The organism is Rhodocaloribacter litoris (genome assembly GCF_011682235.2).
Classification (GTDB): domain Bacteria; phylum Bacteroidota; class Rhodothermia; order Rhodothermales; family ISCAR-4553; genus Rhodocaloribacter; species Rhodocaloribacter litoris.
The window spans coordinates 4,309,342-4,329,153 of record NZ_CP076718.1 but is presented as its reverse complement, the minus strand read 5'-3'; the positions used below and the strand labels follow the sequence as shown (position 1 = coordinate 4,329,153).

Here is a 19,812-nt window from a genome sequence, read left to right as displayed (position 1 = left end):
CGGCCTGCCGGAACGACGCCCCGTGCCCGGAAAGAACCGGTCCGGCAGGCCGCGTAACGCGGCCGGACGGGCCTATTCGTTGCCGCGCGGCAGGATCATCTCGACGTCGCTGTGAGGCCGCGGAATGACGTGCACCGACACCAGCTCGCCGACCCGCTCGGCGGCATGCGCCCCGGCATCGGTCGCCGCCTTCACGGCCCCCACATCTCCCCGCACCATCACGGTGACGTACCCGCCACCGATCTTTTCCTTCCCGATGAGCCGCACCCGCGCCGCCTTGACCATCGCGTCGGCCGCCTCGATGGCCCCGACGAGCCCGCGCGTCTCGACCATGCCCAGGGCTATTCCATAATCTTCCGCCATAAGAGGTTCTCTCTGCGTTTGAAGGGTTCACCGCGCCTGCCCGCCGGGGCACCGGCCTCCTCCGGAGCGGGAGCACCCGCCTCTCCGGGAGCATCGCGTTCCTGTCGCATCGAATATAGAAGCGCCCCTCTCCTTTGTCAACTTCTCCTCCGGGGGCGGGCAGGCTCATCGCAGCCGCTCCTTCACCCACCGGAGACCCGCCCGGAGCTCCTCGCGCCGGTAGAGGTTGGTGACTTGCAATAACGGCACATAGGCCAGGATCAACCCCACCCGCACCGCCAGGCGTACCCCCGGACTCCACGCCGCCGTCAACCGCCCCAGCGCAAACAACCCCACGACCAGCACCAGCGTGAGCACGAAAACCCGCCAGGGATACCCCACCCGGCGACGTCGCTCCGCCTGACGCGCGACCCCCACCGCCAGCACCGTGTACGAGACGAAGGTCGTCAGGGCCGCCCCCAGTGCCCCGAAAAAAGGGATCAGCGCGAGGTTCAACCCTGCGTTGAGCAACGCCGCCCCGGCCACGTTGAGGCTGATGAGCCCCGTCTCGCCGGTGGCGTAGAGGACGCTGTTGGCAATCAGGTACACGCCGTACGAAAGAAAACCGAGCGCCAGCGGAAGCACGAGCGCCTCGGCCTGCACGTAGAAGGCCGCCACGTCGAAGCGGGACACCAGCAGCAGCATCCCGTCGAGGGTCAGCAGCGACAGGCCCAGCACCGCCCAACCCGTCCAGACGACATAGTGCCGGAACGTACGGCGGTGCACGCTCAGGTCTCCTTCCGCAAGCGCCTTGAGCCCGATCACGTTGAAGGCAAGCTGAAAGCTCTGCACGAACAGCAGGTTGATAACCCCGGCCAGGCGTGCGCTCCAGTCGTAGAGCCCGGTGGTCTCGGGGTCGGCAAGCCATTTGAGCAGGTAACGGTCCCCGGCATTGAGGAACCAGCCGGCCAGCCCTGCCAGCACCAGCGGCACGCCGAAGCGGATGAGCGGCCGCACCATTGCCGTCCGGAAGCACCAGCGGATGCGGCGCAGCATCACCCCGGTAAGCACCAGCATGCTTCCTCCGGCCGCCACGGCATAGGCCTGCATCACCCCTTCCAGCCCCTCCCCCCGAACGACGACGAAACCGTAGACCGCAGCCAGCAACAACGCCATCTCCACCGCCACCGCCGTGGCGTACCACCCGGCCCGCTCGCGGATGCGCAGCAGCACCATGGGCACCCCCCCCACCACCTTGAACGCGACGTAGAGGGCCAGATAGTGGACCAGCCGCGCCTGTCCCGGGTCGTCGAGCAGCAGCCCGGCCAGGGCCGGCGCCAGCACCCAGAGCAACCCTCCTCCCAGCACCGCCGCCGCGACGGTCGTCGCCAGCGCCGTGAAAGGCAGCACGTCCCGGACCTCCGCGTGCGCCTCGCTCGTCATGAAACGCAGGAGACCGGTCCCCAGCCCGAGTCCCACCACGAAGATCCCGAGCTGACCCGTCACGTTGAGCAACGCGAAGTAGCCGTACGCCTCGATGCTCAGGTAGGCCGGGTTGAGAAAGACGGGCGCCAGCAACAGCCCGGCCGCCTTCACAGAGACGTTGCCCAGGGCATAGAGACCGCTCTGCTTGACGATACGCAGGAAGGGGGCCGGCATGCGCATCCCTCGCCTCAGTTCCGGGCCAGCGCCGCGTACAGGTCGACCAGGCCCTGCACGGTGGCGTCCCAGTGATAGGTCTGCAGGACGGCTTCACGCCCGCGTCGTCCCATCTCGGCGGCCTGCACGGGCGACGCCGCCAGCGTCATGACGGCGCGGGCCAGGGCTGCCGCATCGCCGGCCGGATAGACCAGCCCCGCGCCGGTCTCGCCGAGAATGCGGGCCAGCGGCCGGCAGTCGCCGGCCACGACCGGACGACCGAAATACATATAGTGAAAAAGCTTGTGCGGAATCGTGGCGTCGGTATGCGGGGTGCGGAGGTGTGGTATCAGGCAGATGTCGCTCCCGAGAATATAGCTCTTGAGGCGCGGCTGTGGCTGCCAGCCCTCGAAGCGCACGGCGGACGCCACCCCCAGCCGCCGGGCCAGGGCCTCCAACTCCGCACGGATACGGCCGTCGCCCACGAGCACCAGGCGCGCCCCCGGCACCTGCTCCAGCACCGCCGGCATGGCCTCGATGGCGGAAGCCAGCCCCCGGTGTACGTCGAAGCCGCCCGTGTAGGTGAGCGTGAGCGGGGAACGCAGGGACGCGATGAGATCCGGCTCCGGCTCGTACCGGTCGAAGACATCGAGCTTGATCGTGTTCGGTACGACGGTGATCCGTTCCGGCGGCACGCCGAGGGCCACGTTGCGCTCCGCCGCCTCCTCGACGACCACGACGAGCCGGTCCACGGCCTGCACCCATTCCTTTTCCAGGCGTTCCCACCGGCGCAGGTTCACCACCACGTTTCCGGGAAAGCGGGTGCTCCAGGCATAATGCCGGAGCGCCTCCACCCAGTTCTCGTGGAGGTCGCCGACGACGGGCAGCCCGAGCCTCCGCCCCGCCCGCAGGCCCCCGCCGAAGAGATAGAGATCGTGCAGGTGAAGGGCGTCGAAGCGGTAGGTCGCGTGGAGCTTTCTGATCCGACGGGCTACGTACCATGAGAGCAGGGGGAGTGTCCCGGCAAGACCCCGCAGCTTGTTCCGCACCGTCTTCGGCAGGCGATCCCGAATGACGCGCACCCCTTCGACGGTCTCCACCGGCGGGCGGTCGTCCGGGGCGATGGCAAGCACCGTTACCGCAAACCCCGCCTCGACGAGGGAACGGGCCTCGTTCTCCACCCGCACGTCGGGGGGGAAAGGATGATCGAGCACCATCAGGATGTGCATGGCGTTGAAAAGCCGGTTTGCCGGGACGTCGCGCACAGGGCCGCCACGACGCGGTCGGCGGCCCGGCCTTCGGGGGCTTCACCGAAGGCGGGAGGCGGCCCCTCCGGGGCGGCCGCCACCGCGGCCACGATGGCAGCGGGATCGGCGCCGGCGAGCCGGTTCCAGCCGCCGGCGAGCGTCTCCGTCCACTCGGTCTCGTCACGAAGCGTGACGCACGGCGTGCCGAGCCAGACGGCTTCTTTCTGCAGGCCGCCCGAGTCCGTGATCACCTTACGCGCATGCCGGACGAGGGTGAGCATGGCCAGGTAGCCGACCGGCGGCTGCAGCTCGACGCCGGCCGGCACGTCGATTCCGGCCAGGCGGTTCCGGGTGCGCGGGTGCAACGGCAACAGCACCGGGGCGTCGAGCCGGCCCAGTCCCTCGAAGATGCCGCGGAGACGGGCCGGGTCGTCCGTGTTCTCGGCCCGGTGGATCGTTGCCAGATAGTACCCGCGCGGGGGATGCGGCGTGAGGGCCTCCGGCGGCACCTGCATCCCGGCCCGGGCGGCGAAGAAACGGGTGGCGTCGAGCATCACGTCGCCGGTCAGGTACACGCCGCGGGTGATGCCTTCCCGCCGGAGGTTCTCCACGGCGGTCTGTGTCGGGCAGCAGTGCAGGCCGGCGAGCCGGTCCGTCACGATGCGGTTGACCTCTTCGGGCATCCGGCGATTCATGGCACGGAGCCCGGCCTCCACGTGCGCCAGCGGCAGGTGCAGCTTGGCCGCCACCAGCGCCCCGGCCAGGGTGCTGTTCGTATCGCCATAGACGACGACCCAGTCCGGCTTCGGCCGGTCGAGCAGATACCGTTCCAGGGCCGTCATGATGGCGCCCGTCTGCACGGCGTGCGAGCCCGAGCCGACCCCCAGATCGACCGCCGGCGCCGGGAGGCCCAGCTCGTCGAAGAAGGTGCCGCTCAGCTCCGGATCGTAGTGCTGCCCGGTATGGATCAGGTGCTCCTCGATGCCGGCCCGGGCCAGGGCCCGGCTCACCACGGCGGCCTTGATGAACTGCGGGCGTGCCCCGATGATGGTGTATACGCGCATGATCGCTCTCCCTCAGGCATCGACCGCCGGCCGCTTCCCGGCAACCGCTTCGAGCACCCCGGCCAGCCGGCGGGTCAGCGCCTCCCGCGTGTAGGCACCGGCGGCGACCGGGTCCGCGCCGGCCGCCCGTTGACCGGCCGCCCAGGCGGCATAGTGCCGGGCCACGCAGGCGGCAATGCCCGTCACATCCTCGTAGTCGAACAGCTGCCCGGCACCGGTCTCCCGCAGGATCGCAGCTGCGTCTCCGGTCACCGGACCGATGCCCAGGACCGGCCGTCCCGAGGCCACGTATTCGTAGAGCTTCCCCGTGACGATGCCCTCGGCACCCGGCGTGCGGTTGATGCTCAGCAGCAGCAGGTCCGCCGCCTTCATGTACCCGACGGCTTCGGCATGCGGCACGTAGGGCGTCTGTTCCACGCGGCCGGCCAGCCCGAAGGCCGCCAGGCGCTCGAGCACGACGGGATCCACCTTGCCGACGAAGCGCAGCCGGAGCGCCGGCAGTTCCCCCGCGTCGAGCCCCCGCCGCAGGGCACGCCAGAGCGCCTCCGGGTTCTGCGAAGGCGAAAGCGTGCCGACGTGGGTCAGTTCGAAGCCCCCGGACCGCGGCGGTACGGGCACGTCGTCGAAGTCCGGCGGGTCGAAGCCGTTCGGGATGACGGTGATCGGCGTAGCCGTCTTCCGCGCGAGCAACGCCGCCAGCGCGGGACTGACCGTGACGACGTGATCCGCCGCATCGAGCACGACCCGTTCCAGCCGGGCGTCGAGGCGGCGGGCCCAGGGGGTGAAGGGCAACTCGCCGTACCAGCTGATGTCCGTCCACGGGTCGCGGAAGTCGGCCACCCATGGGACGCCGAAGGCACGCCGCATCCGGAAACCGACGAAATGGGTCGAATGGGGCGGCCCGGTGGTGACGACGACCTCGAACGGTGCCTCACGGTGCAGCCGCCGTGCCGCCCGCAGGGCGAAGGGTACCCAGCCGACGCGGGCATCCGGCAGGAAGAGGTTGGCGCGCAGCCACCGGCCCAGCCGGTGCCGGGTTCCCGCCACCCCCTCACCCGTGAACCCCACCCCGACGGCCTCGGACTTGTCCTTGCCGAGCAGGCGGGCATACAGGGCGTATGGATCCCAGGCCCGCGTCCGCACCACCGGCACCGCCGGCGGCACCTCCCGCTCCAGCGACGGATCCAGGGCCGGATAGCTGGCGTCCTCCGGCCGCACCGTCAGCACGACCGGCGCCCACCCGCAGCCGGGCAGGTACTTGACGAACTTGAGCATGCGCTGCACACCCGGCCCTCCCGAAGGGGGGAAATAATAGGTGACGATCAGAATCCGTCTCACGTCCACGCTGCGGTCTCGATGCGGCCGGATCAGCTGTTTCGCACGGCTTCGACGGCGTAGTAGCGCGGGACGAACCGGCGCAGCACCGGGCGAATGCCGAACCCGCCCCCCGGGCTCGTCCACTTCTCGCGCCGCACGATGCGCCAGCCGGCCTTCTCCAGCAACCAGTCGAACTGCCAGTCCTCGAACTCGTGGAAATGCCGGTCCCAGGGGTCGGACGGGTTCCGGTAGGCCCGGGCAAACCAGAGCCGGAGCGGCACCGTGGCAAAGAGGCGCGGCGCCCGGATGGCCCGCAGCACGTTGAGCGGCCCCACCAGGTGCTCCAGGATCTCGAACGCCGTCACGGCTTCCACGTCGACACCGCACACGATCTCCGGATGCTCGTCGAGGTCCCCGTGGGTGTTCTGCACGGTGTAGCCGGCCGCTTGCATCACCCGGGCGAGTGGGTTGGGTGCCCCGAGGTCGAGCAACCGGGCCGGCGGCGGCAACGAAGCCCGCAGGAAGCGCAGCGTCCGCTCGTAGCGACGCCGCAGGGCGGGGTTGTCGCTGGGATACGGAAGGCTCATGGCCGTGCCGGTTCCTGCTCTGCCGCGGTGGTAGACGCCGAGGCCCGCCGGCGGCGCCAGGCGAGCCCCAGCAGCAGCACGATCCCGCCGTAGACGAAAGCCGTGGAGGCCCCCGCCACCCACACGCCGACGGTGTGGCTCGCCGGGTCGAAGCGCATCCGCACGGTGTGGCGGCCCGCCGGCACCGGCACGGCCCGCAGCAGGTGATTGGCGCGGTAGATGGGCACCGGCGCGTCGTCGACCTCGGCCTTCCAGCCGGCCGGGTAGTAGACCTCACCGACGACGAGCAGGCGCGGCGCGTCCGTCTCCACCTCAAAGACGATCTCCCGCGGCGTGTGGCGGACCAGCTCGACCCGCACCGTGCTGGTCGAGTCGATCGGGGTGGTCTCGAAGTCGATCGGCGCCGGGAGCAGGGCCGTCCGGGCCGGGTCGAAGGCCGGATCCTTCAGCCGGGCGAAGGTCTCCTCGTCCGACGGGATCACCTCGGTCTCCCCCACGAAGAAGGCACGCGGGAGCGCCTTCGGGTTCTCGAGCACGGCGAAGCGGTCATCGCGGTACACCACACGGTAGCCTTCGAGCGGCCCGAGGCCGACCAGGTAGCGGGTGTTCATCATCGAGAGCGCGTTCTGGTTGAGCGAGCCGTTCTCCCGAAAAAGAATGTGGTCGAGAAAGTCCTGGTAGAGCCGGAGTTTGGCGCCGTGGTAGCCGCTGAGGGTTTCGTAGTAGAGGGCAGGACGGGCGTTCGTCGTCGGGTCGCCCAGGAGGGAGAGCACGCGGAAGTGGCCGGGGCCGCCGGCCTCCTGCACCTTCGCCTGCAGGAACTGGTCGAACGGCAGGAGCGGGATCTGCGCGGCCAGGTCCGTTTCGGGGCGTAGCACCTCCTCGTTCAGGTAGCGCCGTCCCACCCCGGCCAGGTCGACCGTGACGAGGAGCACCAGGCTGGCCTGCATCGTCCAGGCCGGCAACTTCCCGGCGTGGAAGGCCACCACCAGCCCGCCGGCCAGCACCAGGAAAAGGAAGGTGCGGAAGGCATCGTCCCCCATCATGTCGGCGCGACGGGCACGGGCCTCGGCCAGGTATTCGCTCACGGCCTGCACCACGCGGGGGTCGTCCGCGGCGACGTCGTTCCGGCGCGCCACCTGGGCAGCGATCTGTTCGAACTCGCCGGGCTTTTCATAGTCGAAGAGGGCATCCTTGCCCAGGAACAGGAGCAGCGCCAGGGCCGCTGCCCCGCCGAAGACCAGATAGGCCGTGCGCGCTTCCGGCGGGCGGTACGGTTTCCTCGCCGGCCCGGCCTCCTTACACATCCCATGCAGCCCCACCCCGGCCAGCACGGCCAGCGCAAAGGCGACGGCGGCCAGCCACGTCTCCGGCACCCGGAAGGCATCGAAGAGGGGAAAGTACGCGAACATGAGCCGGTTGAGCGCCGGAAAATGCTCGCCGAGGGCAAAGAGGGTCATCAGCAGGGCGGCGATGGCGAAAGCCCGGACGCTCCGGCGGCGGACCCGGATCACCGCCAGGACGGCCAGGGCCAGCACGATGCCGCCCACGTAGTGCGGCCCGCCGGTGAACGGCTTCGGCCCCCAGTAGTCCGCCGCCCCCCCGAAGGCGTCGGCGACGAACAGGGTGAGCAGTTCGGCGAAGCCCTGGCTCCAGCGCATGGCGTAGGTCCAGTCGAGCCCGCCCGCTCCGTCGCCGGCGCCGCCCCGGATCGTGTAGGCCTTGTACTCGAAGTTCGCCAGATAGGGCTGGGCCACCATCAGCAACCCGAGCACCGCGCCAACGGCCAGGAAGGCCGTCGCGGCGGCGAAGCGTTTTCCCTGCCCCTCGCGCAAGGCACCGATGCCTTCCACGAGCCACCAGACCCCGAGCAGGAAAGCCACGTAGTAGGTGATCTGCACGTGCCCGGCCCGCAGGTTCACGGCCAGCGCCGCCGCGAAAAGCAGCGCCGGAAGCAACTTCGGCCTCCGCAACACGAAGGCGAAAGCCAGCACGAGCCAGGGCGCAAAGCACAGCGCCACGAACTTGGTGTTGTGCCCGGCCACCAGAATCACCGGAAGGTAGGTCGTCAGCCCGTAGGCACAGGCCGCCAGCACCCCGGCCAGCCGGTCGCCCGTGAGAAAGACGACCAGCAGAAACGTACCCAGCAAGAGAAAGATGAAGTGCGAGGTGGGCCAGGCGTATTGCCGGAGCCAGGCCGGAAGGTCGTCGAGCTGGGGCACGACCTCATCATAGCGGATCATGTACCCGGGCATGCCCGCAAAACCGTTCGGCGCCCAGAGCGCCGGCTCGCCGGTGGCTTCCTCGTAGTCCATCATGGCCTTCGCCATCGCCTGCCAGTGCAGCGTGTCGCTGCCGACGAGCTGTTTGCCCGAGAAGTGCACCGGAGCGAAGAACCCGATCGAGACGACCAGCAGGAATACGACACAGATCCCGTCCTGCACCCGGGCCGGCAGGCGGGACCAGGCCTCAAACCAGGCCGGCACGGGCCGCCTTGCCGGGGCGGACGCTCTCCTTTGCTTCTTTTTCGCCATGAAAAAATCGGAACACGGTGGGAACGGCACCCGCTACTCGATGACCCGGGGCACGCGGAAGAACTCGGCGGTGGCGTCGGGGGCGTTGCGGAGCGCCTCCTCCCGCGTGATGCGTGTCTCGGCCCGGTCTTCCCGTTCGACGTTGTACAGGTCCAGCACGTGCGACATCGGCGGGACGCCTTCGGTGTCGAGCGCGGTGAGCTGGTCCATGTAATCCAGGATGGCACTCATCTCCACGGCAAGCCGGCGTTCCTCCTCCTCCGAAAAACGCAACCGGGCCAGCCGGGCGATGTAGCGGACTTCTTCGACAGAGACAGACATGGCACCAGGGGTTGACGAGGAATCGACGGGGGGCAAAGTTAACGGTTTGAAAGCTCGAAGATCATGCGTAAAACGTGAAACCTCAGGTTTCGGAGGGAAGGTGCAGGGTGGTGGGCGCCGGGGCGGCCGGCAGTTCCCGGGCGATACGGGCATAGAGCTCGTCCATGAGTCCGGGTATGTCCCGGCGGGTCCTGTCTTCGAGCGGGATCGGCTCTCCGACCACCACGTGCACGAGGCCGGGCCGGGCCACACGGCGGCGCTCGTCGAGGACGGTGAAGCCGTTCCGGATCGTCACCGGCACCAGCGGCACCCCGGCTTCGACGGCCAGCACGAAAGCCCCTTTCTTGAAACGGCCCATCTGCCCGCTGTAGGACCGTTCCCCTTCCGGAAAGATGAGCACCGAGTTGCCGTCCCGGATGCGCCGGCCGGCACGCCGGATGCTTTCGAGGGAGCGCCGGGGATCGCTCCGGTCCACAAACACGGAGGGGGAGTGCTTGATTGCGGCCCCGAGAAAGGGCACCTTTTCCAGTTCTGCCTTGGCCACGAACCCGAAAGCATGTTCGAGCGCCGCCGCCAGGATGGGGATGTCCAGGGCATTCTGGTGGTTGGCGGCGAAAACATAGGGCCGGTCCGGGTCGAGCCGTCCCCTCTTTTCGACGCGGAGGCGTACGCCCAGCCCGAGCAGGATCGCCCGCCCCCACCACCGGGCCCACCATCGAAACGTTTCGGCCCGGCGTCGAAACACGTTCGAGACCAGAAAGCCGACGGCGAAGATCACCGTCATCGCGGCGGACCAGAGCAGGGCCCACAGGGCAAAGAGCCGGGTACGCCAGGTCACCGGCAGAGGCCGGAGCGGATCCGAAGGCGTTGCCGTTATGGTTCGTCTGGCTGGCATATTGCGTGCTTGCACCCCGTGCGGAGGCACATGTTTCTGCCTTGGAAAGTTACGTCATCGTTCCTATCGTGCCCGGTACGTTCCGGCGAGCATCCGCCGGACGGTCCCCGAACAACGACCCGATGCCGATGCGCTGTTCCCCGTTCCGCCTGCCGGTGTACCGGACGCGTCATGCGTTCCTTGTGCTGGCGCTTCTGCTCGCCCCGTCGTCCCTGCCGGCCCAGACGATCACCCCGGTGTTCAAGGCCGGCGTTTCCGCCGCGACGCTGCGCGGCGCTTCGGCCTTCGACTTCAGAACCAGCACCGGCTTTGCCGGCGGGGTCGGCTTCAACTACGCGCTCCGGGGGGGCTGGAGCCTCCAGCCCGAAGTTCTCTACGTGGTCAAGGGCACCACGATGGACTTCGACGTCAGATCCTCGGCGGACACCATCTTCATCCTCCCGCCCGGCCGGGACGACACGGCCACACCGGCCACCGGCGGCCTGGAACTGACCTATGTGGAACTGCCGCTGCTGGTGCTTCGGCGCTTCGAGACGCGGGGGCGGCTGCACCCTGCCCTGATGGCCGGACCGGCCGCCGCCTTCCTCCTCGACGCCCGTTTCCGCTGGCAACCCCGCGGCGGCGGCCTCGAACAGGAACAGAGCGAGGACAACGTGGAGGGCCTCGACTTCGGACTCGTGGTGGGCGGCGGCGTCGAATACGAACTGGGCGGGCCACGCCTCAGCCTCAGCGCACGGGCCTCCATCGGCCTCACCAACATCAACTTCGCCAACGCCCGTGAAGAGGACCAGGCCTTCTACAACACGAGCGTGATCTTCCTGGCCGGGCTCGTCTTCTGAAGGCAGGAAGCCCCAGAAACCCCTTCCCATGAAAATGCCCGGCAGGACGCACCGGCTGCTAAGACGCGTTCCGCCGGAGGGTGCGCATCATCTCGATGAGCCGGGTGGCGGCCCGGAGGCCCTGCCGCGGGCGCGGCTCGACGTCCAGTTCCAGGCTCAGCGGCCCCTGAAAGCCCTGGCGATGCAGCAGGCGGAGCTGGCGTTCCCATCCGACGGCGCCCTCTCCGAAGGGAAGCGGCGTCCAGCCGGAACGCCCGGGCTGCCCGTCCCGGCACCGGACGAGCGCGACCCGCCCGGCCAGCGCCTGGAGCCCCTCCTCCGGTGCCTCCCCGGCCTGCAGTGCCTCGGCCGGGCTCCAGGCCGCCCGGACGTTCGGGTGATCGACGGCGGCAAGCAGGCCGGCCAGGGCCGTGCCCGTCGGAAAGGCGCCCCCGGCTTCGTTCAACACGGCCACGGTGCAACCCTGCCGTGCGGCCGCCGTCCCGGCCCGCCGGAGGGCGTCGACGGCCGGAGCCGGATCGTCGGCCCGTGAAAAGGCCGAGACGACCACAAGGCGGCATCCGATCCGGCGACAGAACGCAAGCGTCTCGCCGAAAGCCACCACCTCGTTGAGCCAGGCCGTCCGCGCGGCGGCGTCTCCCTCAAACATGCCCGGCACCACGGCGACCACCGGCACGTCGTGCTCGGCCAGGCGACGTTTCAGCTTGCCCTCATTGACGTAGGGCACCCGATCGGAAGGACCCCCGAGCGTGCGCAACTCGATGCCTTCCAGCCCCCACAGGTGGGTATAGTGCAGCGCCCGGTCCAGGTTCGGGGTGACGGTGTCGGTCAGCCAGGCAGGAATCATCGGCGTATCGTGGTGTCTTTCGGCACGGGTTCGCGTCGCGGCGCCGGCGGCATCACCGGGGGCTCGAGGCCGATGCTTTCCCGGAGGATGAGCCGGTGTCCGGCCTCGGCCAGGTAGCGGGCCCGGGCAACCGCACGGTCCAGATAGGAAGACCATGGGACGGGAGGCGGCCAGTCATCCGGCCGGCGGGCCGAAACCACCGGCTGCCAGGCAGGATCCGGCACCAGCACCGGCGGCTCCTCCGGCCGGAGCGAGTCCGGGAGGAGCACCGGATAGAGCGGCACCCCGGAGGGGCCGAGGAGGCGCTCGACGGTATCCGTTTCGGACGGATCCAGGCCCAGGTAAATGACGGCGTGGGTCCTGTCCAGCGGCCATACCGGGGCGTCGAGGTAGGCACGCAACCCGGCATGTCCCAGGCGCGCTCCGGACCAGAGGGCCAGCAGCAACGTCCGCTCCGGCACGTCGAGCAGGCGGGCGACGGCGGCGTAATGACGCGCCAGTTCGAGCACGGCGGCGGCCGCTTCGCCGGTGTGCCGCGGATCGAACACGAGCGTCCCGGCCAGGCGCCCGAAGCCGTCGAGATCGGCACAGACGATCACCAGCTCTTTCGCCCGGAGGGGATGGCTTCCGGGCACGTATCCCAGGAGGTTGAGTGCGTGCACATACCGGTTCGGCTCGACCCCGACGGTGATCGCCAGCTCGCCCGGCAGCCGGATCGGTCCCCCTCCGGCGAGGCGGGCGGACAGTTCTCCGGGCGGCACATCGAGCATCCGTGCCGCCGCACGTTCCGTCATCTGCACCACCATCAGCCCGGGAACGGGGCTCGTCGCCAGGGCGGGCCGCAGCGGTCCGAGGGCGAGCACGGCCCGCACGCCGCGCCGGCGCAGGTCGTCGAGCAGGGTAGCGTCGAGCTGCGCCGACGGATGCACCACCACCGCCCCGCGCTCCGGCCCGGCCCCGGCGACCGGCACGACGTCCCGCACGGCAACCCGGCCGGAATCGGTGCGGGCATGGGGCAAGACATCGAGGCCGGGCACGAAGTAGAGGGTATCCGGACCGGCCCGTGTCATGCGCAACCGAACCGGATAGTTCAGCAAGGTGGGATAGAGTCCCTGAAAACTGCTGCCGAAGCCCGGCTGCAGGCCGAAATCCCGCCAGCGCGCCGCGACGTACTGGGCCACCTGCACGTAGCCGCGCGTTCCGGTGGCCCGCCCCGCGGCACCCTCCCCGTTGAAAACCCGCAGGTGGCGCTGCAGCTCCACATCCGACCAGACCGGGACGAGTGGCGACAGCGGCGGCGGCTCCGACGGTGGCGTGACGCCGGCACATCCGGCCCACAGCAGCATCCCCGACACGAGAAGCGCCCTCCACCCGTACCTCCTGACTCCAGCACCCTTGCGCATCGACCCTGGATTTGCTGCGTTTGAACCCGGCGCTGCCGGCCCGGAAAGATAGCAATGCCACCCCGAAGGTGTGCAACCGCCGGCCCTGCAATTTCTTCGACGGGTGCGCTTGCGAAAGCGGATTCGATTTTGTAGTGTCCGAGTCCCCCGTTGTGCCCCGACCGCTTTTCCCTCTTGCCATGTTGGCCCGTATCACCGACCGGACCGTCGACCTGAGCACGGTGTACCGGCGCTACCGGCTGGCGGCCGCTGCCTGCCTGGTCGTCACCCCGGCCCTGCTGGCCTGGGTGGCCTCCGGCAGCGGCGGGGTGTTTCGTCTCGGCCTGTTGCTGGTCGGCCTGTACGCCGTCCGCAAGACCGGGGTGGTGCTGCGCCTCCATTACGCCCTCCGCCAGCTCACGCTGGAGCAGCAGTTTCTCCGCTACCTCGAAGCCGCGCCCCACCTGAGCCGCCGTCTCTTCGAAGCGCCACGCATCCGGCGCCGCAGTTGCCTGGCTGCCGGGCTCAACCACACCTGCGTGCGCCCGGCCCGGACGGCCGCTCCGAGCCCGTTTGCACCGCTGCTGCGACGCCTCCGGGTGGGCAGCCCCCTGCTCGATGCCGGCCTTCCCGCCGCCACCCTCCTGGGCCTCACCGTGCTCCTCTTCTCCGGGTCCCCCTCCGGAGGTATCCTTCCCGCCGCGCTGGTGCTGCTGTTGCCGGCCGAGGCGTACCAGTTGCTCCTGCGCCGCCGGGCACGCACCCACCTCACGCTGCTGATGGACGCCCTGCAACCCCTTGAAACCACACCGCTTCTCACCTCCCACCGGGCAAAGTCCTACCGGCACACCCCGCTCTACGTGGCACCGCGCCCGTCTCCCGCACGCCCCCGCCCTGCCCTGCTGCAACCGCAGGCCGCCTGACCCCCACCACAGAAAAAGGGCGGCTCCCCCAGGGGAACCGCCCTCCCTCCGGAAACCCGGCGCATGGATCAGTCCTGCTCCGTGTTCATGCGATACTTGTCCATCATCCGCACCTCGCGCCCGACCCGGTTGTTGAACTGCCGGAGGGCATCCCGGATCTTCTGGCGCTGCTCATCCAGCAGGTTCTCGCGGAACGGCTTGCCGGCCCGTGCTTCGAGGGGCTCGAGCACGCGGGCCTGCAGCACGATCAGCAGCTCCTTCTGTGTGGTCGAGCGCTGGGTGCGGCCGAAGATGTAACGCAGCCCGAAGAACCACCCCGGCAGGTCCTTCAGGATCGGAATGCCCGTGCGGGAGACCCGTTCGTCCGTGGAATAGAGCCCGCCGATGACGGTCTGTTCTCCGTCGAGCAACAGCACCCGCGTCGTGGCCGTGTTCCGGTCGATGATGGGGCCCGAGGCCGAGGGCGAGCTGCCCGACTTTTCCACCTTGACGTCGAGGTGGATGAACTCCAGCGTGGGTGCACCGGCGGTGTCGGCCAGCGGCTGCTCGATCAGGGTGGGGGTCACGTCCACGATGATGCCGGTGGAGAAGAACTGCGTAACGGTGTTGCCGGCAAAGTCGCGCACCTGCACGGGTACGTCGGTGCCGATCTGGATCCGGCCCTTCTCACCGCTCTGCACCGTGACGTTCGGGCTGGCGATCGTCTCCCCGACGCCCTGCTGTTCGGCCAGGCGGAAGAACTGGTTCAGGTCCCTGAAGTTGATCTCCTGGGGTGCCTGGACCAGGTCGTCGATCCCGCCGAAGAGATCATCCGTCTTCAGGATGAAGTTCCGTCCGCCCTGCCCGCTCTGGTTGCCCGAGCCGCCCGAGCCGGAACCGCCCTGACCGCCCTGGCCCCCCTGACCGCTCCCGGCACCGCCGAGGAAAACGCTCCAGTCGATCCCGATGTCGCGGGCACGGGTATGGTCGAGTTCGAACAGGATGGCGTTGATCTGGATCTCGCGCGTGTCGAGCGAGGCCGGGAGGGCTTGCCGTGCGGCGGGCGCCGCCGTCGCCCGGCCGGTGGCCTGCTCGGCGTCGAGTACGAGCTGCTGTTCCGGCGGCGCCTGTTCGACGATGAAGTACCGGTCCGTCTCCCGGAAGGTGAGCCCGTTGTACTGCAGGACGAGTTCGAAGGCGTCCAGGAAGTGCATTCCGGCGATCGAGATCCCGATCGGGTGGGTGCGTTCGTCCGGGTCGATCACCTGCTTGCCCGTCACGCGCTGGAAGATCGGGTTGAGGAAGTCGACGAAGCGGTCGAACGGGGTCGAGGGCAGGAACGACACCAGTTGATCCGGCGGGATGTAGGCCCGGATCACCCGTTCCGGCGGGCGGTCCTGCGCGTGCAGGGGGGCAGCCAGCAAGCCGGCCAGAAGCGCCAGGCCCAGCACAGCGTGTCCACAGCGAAGGTATATGCGCATCTTTTTCATCATGCTTGTCGGGGTGTGGTTAATGCTGTTCGGCGGGGGACAGGTTGACCGGGCCGAGGGCCTGCCGGTACCGTTCGCCCGTCTGGAGTTCGAGTTCGACCTCGTCGATGATGCCGCCCTTGTTCAGCCGGGCCACGACACGGTCCTCCGTCGGGTCGACGAGGATGATCTTGCCCAGATAGACGGGGTCCCCGATATCGAGCTGGTGGTATTCATCCTCCCAGAGGAAGATGGCCTTGCCGGCCACGATGGAGACGAGCCGGGCTTTCTCCACGTCGACGAGGTTGTCCGTGTTGGGCGGGATCGTGGACATGATGGCGGGGAAGAACGGGTTTTTGGCCGGTTCGCGGGCAGGCAACACCTCGGCCGGCACCGGCGGCAGCACCGTCGCCAGCCCGCCCTCGACGTGGCCGGCCTCTTCCGGCAGCCCGGCCAGGACGGACTCGGCGCTGAGCCCTTCGGCCCCGCCGAAGTAGGCCTCGACGCCCATGGTGAAGGAGACCATCACGTGCAGGGCCTCGCGCTGGCTCTCCCGGTCCCGGCTGACCAGGTCGATGTGCTCCAGGCGCAGGTCGCGCACCCGGAAAAAATACCGGTTGTTTTCCAGCTCCCAGACCACCCGGTAAAGCGCGTCGAAGAAGCCGCGCCCGGAGATCTGGTAGGCATAGGCGCTGAAATCCCTGGTGCGCCGGATGCCGCCGAAGGTGATGTCGAAGTTCTTGAAGCCCGTGCGGCTGAGGTGGTTGAGGTAGGCCACCACCTCTTCGTCCTCCAGTTCTTTCGGGATGATCTTATAGCGGGCTTCCCAGCGGCGCAGGATCTGCTCGGCCTGCTGTGCGGCCGAGGCCTCCTCGGCGAGCAACGTCGTCAGCTCCGCCTCTTTGAGGCGGGTGACTTTCTCGGCCTTCTCCAGACGATCGAGTTCCTCGGGCTGTTCGAAGAAGGTCACGTACACCCCGGCCGCCGTCACCAGCAGCCAGCAGACGGCCAGCACCACGATATTTTGAACGAAGTTGGACATGGGGTCAACACCAGGCTAGGCGAATCAGGGGGTGGGCGATGAGGCGGGGGCCGGCGTCCGGGTCGGCCGGGTGGCACCGGGTCCCTGGCCGGCCGGCCGGGCGGGCGCGGCCGTTTCCTCGGACGGCAGCTCGATCCGGGCGTGCTCCCGGAGGTAACGGGCGGCTTCCGGCAGGTCCCGATCCAGCGGGAAGGTCATCCGGAAGGAGTAGACGGGCCACTCGCGGATCTCGGAGAAGGACAGGCTCCGGATGGAGGCATTGAGCCGGTCGGCCAGGCGGACGACCTGGTGGCGTTCGGTGGCGTTGCCCTGCAGCTCCAGTTCGTTACCGCTCAGGCGCCAGCTCTCCACCCAGATGCCGCCGGAGATGGCGGCCGTCTCCCGGGCCATCTTCTCGAGGGCACGGCTCCACTGGTCACTGCCGACCAGCAGCGAGTCGAGCACGTCGAGGGCCCGGATGTAGCCGGCCGTAGTGGCCTTCATGCTGTCGATGCGGGCCTGCAGGGCCCGGGCGTCTTCCTCCACCTCGGCGGCCTGGCGCACCTGGAGGCGCTGCGTGACCTCGGCGACCGCCCGCTCGTTGTCGAAGTAACGGTAGACGAAAAAGAGCACGGTACAGAAGAGCACCGCCAGCATGACGAGCGCGGGCCAGGGTACCGGCATCGTAAACTGGCGCCGCATCAGCCGGGCCGGCAGGAGGTTGACCGCCTCGAAGACGCTCCCGAAAACCTCGTCCGGCACCAGACGCAGGGCCGCCGCCGTGGCCAGGACACGGCTCCGCTCGACGGCCTCTCCGTGACCGGCCGCAGCCGGTGAGGCCTCGGGAGCATCTTCGTCCTCGGGGCGCGGCAGGTAGTGCCAGAGCGGTTCCACCCGGGCGTCGGGGAAGAACAGGCTGAAGCTCTCGACGAGCAGCGCCTCCCGGTCTTCCCCCAGCACCAGCACGTGCTGCACCTCCCCCGTGGCGTACTCGTCCTGCAACAGCATCACGCGGCTGCAGATCGTCTCGGGTGCGTCGAAGGTGGTGATCGAACGCAGGCTCTCGCAATGCTGGAGGGTCCCCTCCTCCACGAACATGACGAGCGTGTCTTCCGCACCGGCCCGGACGATGAGGGTGCGCCGCCGCCCCATCAGGGGATCCGGGGCAACGTCCTCCGGGCCGGCATCCTGAAACTGCACGGCCCGGGCTATGCCCAGGTAGGCATGCACCTCCGTATCGAGCAGGCGCACCGGCGGCAGGTTCTTCCTTTCCTCGCGCAAGGCCTGCACCGTCGCCACCACGGCATCCTCCCGCGGGCGGATGAGCGCCAGGTAACGCGGCACCCCGCCTTCGGCGGGCGTCATCGGCAGGAAAGCCACCTGGTCCGGCTCGTACTTTTCTCCCTGCTGGGCGGCGAGCCGTTCGAGCAGCGCGCCCCGGTCCGGTGCCTTGCCGGGGCGCGCCGGCGCCGCCTCTTCCCCGGACGTCGTCCCCTTCTTCGCCGCCTCCTCCTTCTTCTCCTCTTTCCTGTGCTGAATCCGGAGTTCGACCGCCGTCACGTCGAGCGAGCCGTTGCAGAAAGCGACCTGCAGGTCCGTGTAGCCGGCATCTTCGCAGGCCGCGAGGATGTCGGCCAGTTCGAGTTCGAAGGTCGAAACCGCGGACTCGGCGCCCGGCAGGCCCTCGCCTCCCTGCCCGCCGGCCTCGAGCCCTTCAAACTCGGAGGCCAGAAACAGGTCGGATGCACCGCCGCCTTCACCGAACTGGATGGTAAAGTCTCCGCTACCCGTTTCCTGGACGGCGGCCGGGGTGTCGGCCAGGTCGGCCGTCATATAGGTGGCGTTCCGGTGCCGTCGAAACGTGCGCACCACGACGGGCCCCTCGGGCCCCTCCCGGAGCAGCACGGCGTCGACGGTTTTGCTGTTGGCCGCCACGCCCAGCACATATTGTTTCGTTCCGTACTTTTTCATGAGAAGGTTGCGGCGTAATACGTGCCGTCTTGCTGGTTTTCAACGGTTCGTGGTGGTACCGGCCACCTCACGGGGTCAACTGCCCATCAGTTGTTGCAGGCGCCGCTTGTTGTTGGCATAGTTCATGGCGGTTTCGGCGGTGATGAGCCCCTGCCGCATCAGGCGGAAGAGATCCTGCTCCAGGGTGATCTGTCCCTGGTTGCCGCCTTCCCACATCATCTGGTAGATCTCGTTGGTGTTCTCGTTCTTGATGGCGGCCCGGACCGAGGGGGTCATCCAGAGCACCTCCTTGGCCAGCACCCGCCCGCCGCCGACCTTCGGGCAGAGCTTCTGCGAGACGACGCACCGCAGCACGTCGGCCAGGCGGTTGCGGACGCGGTTCTGCTCCTCCGGCGGATACTCGCCGATGATACGGTCGATGCTTTCGACGGCCGAGGAGGTGTGCAGCGTGGAGAAGACCTTGTGCCCGGAGTCCGTGATCTCGAGGGCGGCCGAGATCGTCTCCGGGTCACGCATCTCGCCGATGACCACGATGTCGGGGTCCTGGCGCAGGGCCTGCACGATGCCGTCCTTGAAGGTGCGCACGTCGTTGCCCACTTCACGATGCCGCACGATGCACATCTTGGAGACGTGCATGTACTCGATGGGCTTACCGATGATGACGATATGGCCGGGAAAGTCCTTGTTGTTGGCATCGACGATGGCGTCGAGCGTGGTGCTCTTACCGGAGCCGGTGACGCCGGTGACGAGGGTGAGGCCGTCGCGCACGTGGCGGAACATGACGCCGTGCTCGATGATCGGGTGGAAACCCAGGGAGCGCAGGGACCGCAACTCGTCGCTGATGGCGCGCATGTTGAGGCCGAGGTGCTCCATATCGTAGTAGAGCGTGGCACGGAAGCGCCGCGGCCGCCCGTCCCGGCCCTCGACCGGGAGCTGAAACGAGAAGTCGACGGCGCCTTCCTCGAAGAGCACCTCGCGCTGCCGCTCGGTGAGCAGGTTCAGAAAGAGGACGTTGGTCTCGTCGACGTGATAGCGCCCCATCCGCTCGTCGGGCCGCTTGTCGCCGTCGACGCGGTACCAGATGAAGCCGTTGCAGGCCGGCCCGCCGGCGTCGATGTCGCTGGCGCCCACCTCCAGCATGTGGCGGACGAAGAACTCGACATGCAGGCGCAGGGCGGTCTTCTCCCGGTCGGGCAGGACGCGCACCTGGTCGGCCAGGAAATGGAGCCGTTCCTCGCCGTAGAGCGAGTAGGGAATCGAGTCGGCCACGGTGCGGCAGATCTCGGGCAGCGGCGGCACCTCGGGCCGGTCCACCACCGCCGCCGGCCGTACCGCCCGCAGGCGATCCCGCACAGCCGGCCCGTCCGCCTCCGGTGCCCGCGGCACGGCACGCTGCTGCCGGCCCAACAACTCGCTCCGTTTCGTATCCATCCGAA

General features: G+C 68.8%; 17 protein-coding genes. 2 read left to right on the top strand and 15 right to left on the bottom strand.

Features of this window, described 5'->3' with window-relative positions; all coding sequences use genetic code 11:
• Positions 1–72: 72 nt before the first annotated feature.
• From eutM to GQ464_RS17905, 9 genes are all read right to left on the bottom strand, one after another.
• On the bottom strand, positions 73–363 hold the full coding sequence (eutM, locus tag GQ464_RS17945) for an ethanolamine utilization microcompartment protein EutM (protein WP_166978956.1): 291 nt from the start codon (positions 361–363) through the stop codon (positions 73–75).
• A 165-nt stretch (positions 364–528) separates the two neighbouring features.
• Complete coding sequence (locus GQ464_RS17940) at positions 529–2,001, bottom strand: lipopolysaccharide biosynthesis protein (protein WP_228350429.1); 1,473 nt, start codon at positions 1,999–2,001, stop codon at positions 529–531.
• Between the two features lie 14 nt (positions 2,002–2,015).
• On the bottom strand, positions 2,016–3,209 hold the full coding sequence (locus GQ464_RS17935) for a glycosyltransferase family 4 protein (protein ID WP_166978960.1): 1,194 nt from the start codon (positions 3,207–3,209) through the stop codon (positions 2,016–2,018).
• Positions 3,197–4,291 carry a non-hydrolyzing UDP-N-acetylglucosamine 2-epimerase gene (gene wecB / locus GQ464_RS17930; protein WP_166978962.1) on the bottom strand — a complete coding sequence of 365 codons (1,095 nt, stop codon included), beginning with the start codon at positions 4,289–4,291 and terminating at the stop codon, positions 3,197–3,199. Before wecB ends, GQ464_RS17935 begins: the two co-directional genes overlap by 13 nt.
• A gap of 12 nt (positions 4,292–4,303) precedes the next feature.
• Positions 4,304–5,629, bottom strand: coding sequence for a glycosyltransferase family 4 protein (locus tag GQ464_RS17925; protein ID WP_228350428.1), 1,326 nt, complete (start codon positions 5,627–5,629; stop codon positions 4,304–4,306).
• A 29-nt stretch (positions 5,630–5,658) separates the two neighbouring features.
• The gene (locus GQ464_RS17920; RefSeq protein ID WP_166978965.1) at positions 5,659–6,195 is read right to left on the bottom strand and encodes a class I SAM-dependent methyltransferase; all 537 of its coding nucleotides are present in this window, start codon (positions 6,193–6,195) and stop codon (positions 5,659–5,661) included.
• Positions 6,192–8,681: a YfhO family protein gene (locus GQ464_RS17915; RefSeq protein ID WP_228350427.1), complete on the bottom strand. Its 2,490-nt coding sequence runs from the start codon at positions 8,679–8,681 to the stop codon at positions 6,192–6,194. Before GQ464_RS17915 ends, GQ464_RS17920 begins: the two co-directional genes overlap by 4 nt.
• Positions 8,682–8,762: 81 nt before the next feature.
• On the bottom strand, positions 8,763–9,050 hold the full coding sequence (gene gatC, locus GQ464_RS17910; protein WP_166978973.1) for an Asp-tRNA(Asn)/Glu-tRNA(Gln) amidotransferase subunit GatC: 288 nt from the start codon (positions 9,048–9,050) through the stop codon (positions 8,763–8,765).
• Between the two features lie 82 nt (positions 9,051–9,132).
• Positions 9,133–9,888, bottom strand: a complete 756-nt coding sequence (locus GQ464_RS17905) for a lysophospholipid acyltransferase family protein (protein WP_166978977.1) — start codon at positions 9,886–9,888, stop codon at positions 9,133–9,135.
• Positions 9,889–10,073: 185 nt separating this feature from the next.
• Here GQ464_RS17905 and GQ464_RS17900 point away from each other — a divergent pair, with 185 nt between their 5' ends.
• A complete protein-coding gene (locus tag GQ464_RS17900; protein ID WP_166978979.1) occupies positions 10,074–10,784 on the top strand; it encodes a porin family protein in 711 nt (236 codons plus the stop codon).
• Positions 10,785–10,842: 58 nt separating this feature from the next.
• Here GQ464_RS17900 and GQ464_RS17895 read toward each other — a convergent pair whose 3' ends face one another.
• Entirely contained in the window at positions 10,843–11,631 is a 789-nt protein-coding gene (locus tag GQ464_RS17895) for a sugar phosphate isomerase/epimerase family protein (RefSeq protein ID WP_166978980.1), read from the bottom strand.
• Positions 11,628–12,977 (bottom strand): zinc-binding metallopeptidase family protein, encoded by a 1,350-nt coding sequence (locus tag GQ464_RS17890; protein WP_228350426.1) that lies wholly within the window; start codon positions 12,975–12,977, stop codon positions 11,628–11,630. Before GQ464_RS17890 ends, GQ464_RS17895 begins: the two co-directional genes overlap by 4 nt.
• Positions 12,978–13,213: 236 nt before the next feature.
• On the opposite strand from GQ464_RS17890, the gene GQ464_RS17885 reads away from it, so the two are divergent.
• The gene (locus GQ464_RS17885) at positions 13,214–13,936 is read left to right on the top strand and encodes a hypothetical protein (protein WP_166978983.1); all 723 of its coding nucleotides are present in this window, start codon (positions 13,214–13,216) and stop codon (positions 13,934–13,936) included.
• Between the two features lie 68 nt (positions 13,937–14,004).
• On the opposite strand, the gene GQ464_RS17880 is transcribed toward GQ464_RS17885, so the two are convergent.
• From GQ464_RS17880 to GQ464_RS17865, 4 genes are all read right to left on the bottom strand, one after another.
• Complete coding sequence (locus tag GQ464_RS17880; protein ID WP_228350425.1) at positions 14,005–15,396, bottom strand: type II secretion system protein GspD; 1,392 nt, start codon at positions 15,394–15,396, stop codon at positions 14,005–14,007.
• A gap of 28 nt (positions 15,397–15,424) precedes the next feature.
• Positions 15,425–16,426, bottom strand: a complete 1,002-nt coding sequence (locus tag GQ464_RS17875) for a hypothetical protein (protein WP_166978984.1) — start codon at positions 16,424–16,426, stop codon at positions 15,425–15,427.
• A gap of 24 nt (positions 16,427–16,450) precedes the next feature.
• A complete protein-coding gene (locus GQ464_RS17870) occupies positions 16,451–18,376 on the bottom strand; it encodes a PilN domain-containing protein (protein ID WP_166978985.1) in 1,926 nt (641 codons plus the stop codon).
• A 75-nt stretch (positions 18,377–18,451) separates the two neighbouring features.
• Entirely contained in the window at positions 18,452–19,807 is a 1,356-nt protein-coding gene (locus GQ464_RS17865) for a type IV pilus twitching motility protein PilT (RefSeq protein WP_166978986.1), read from the bottom strand.
• Positions 19,808–19,812 lie beyond the last annotated feature (5 nt).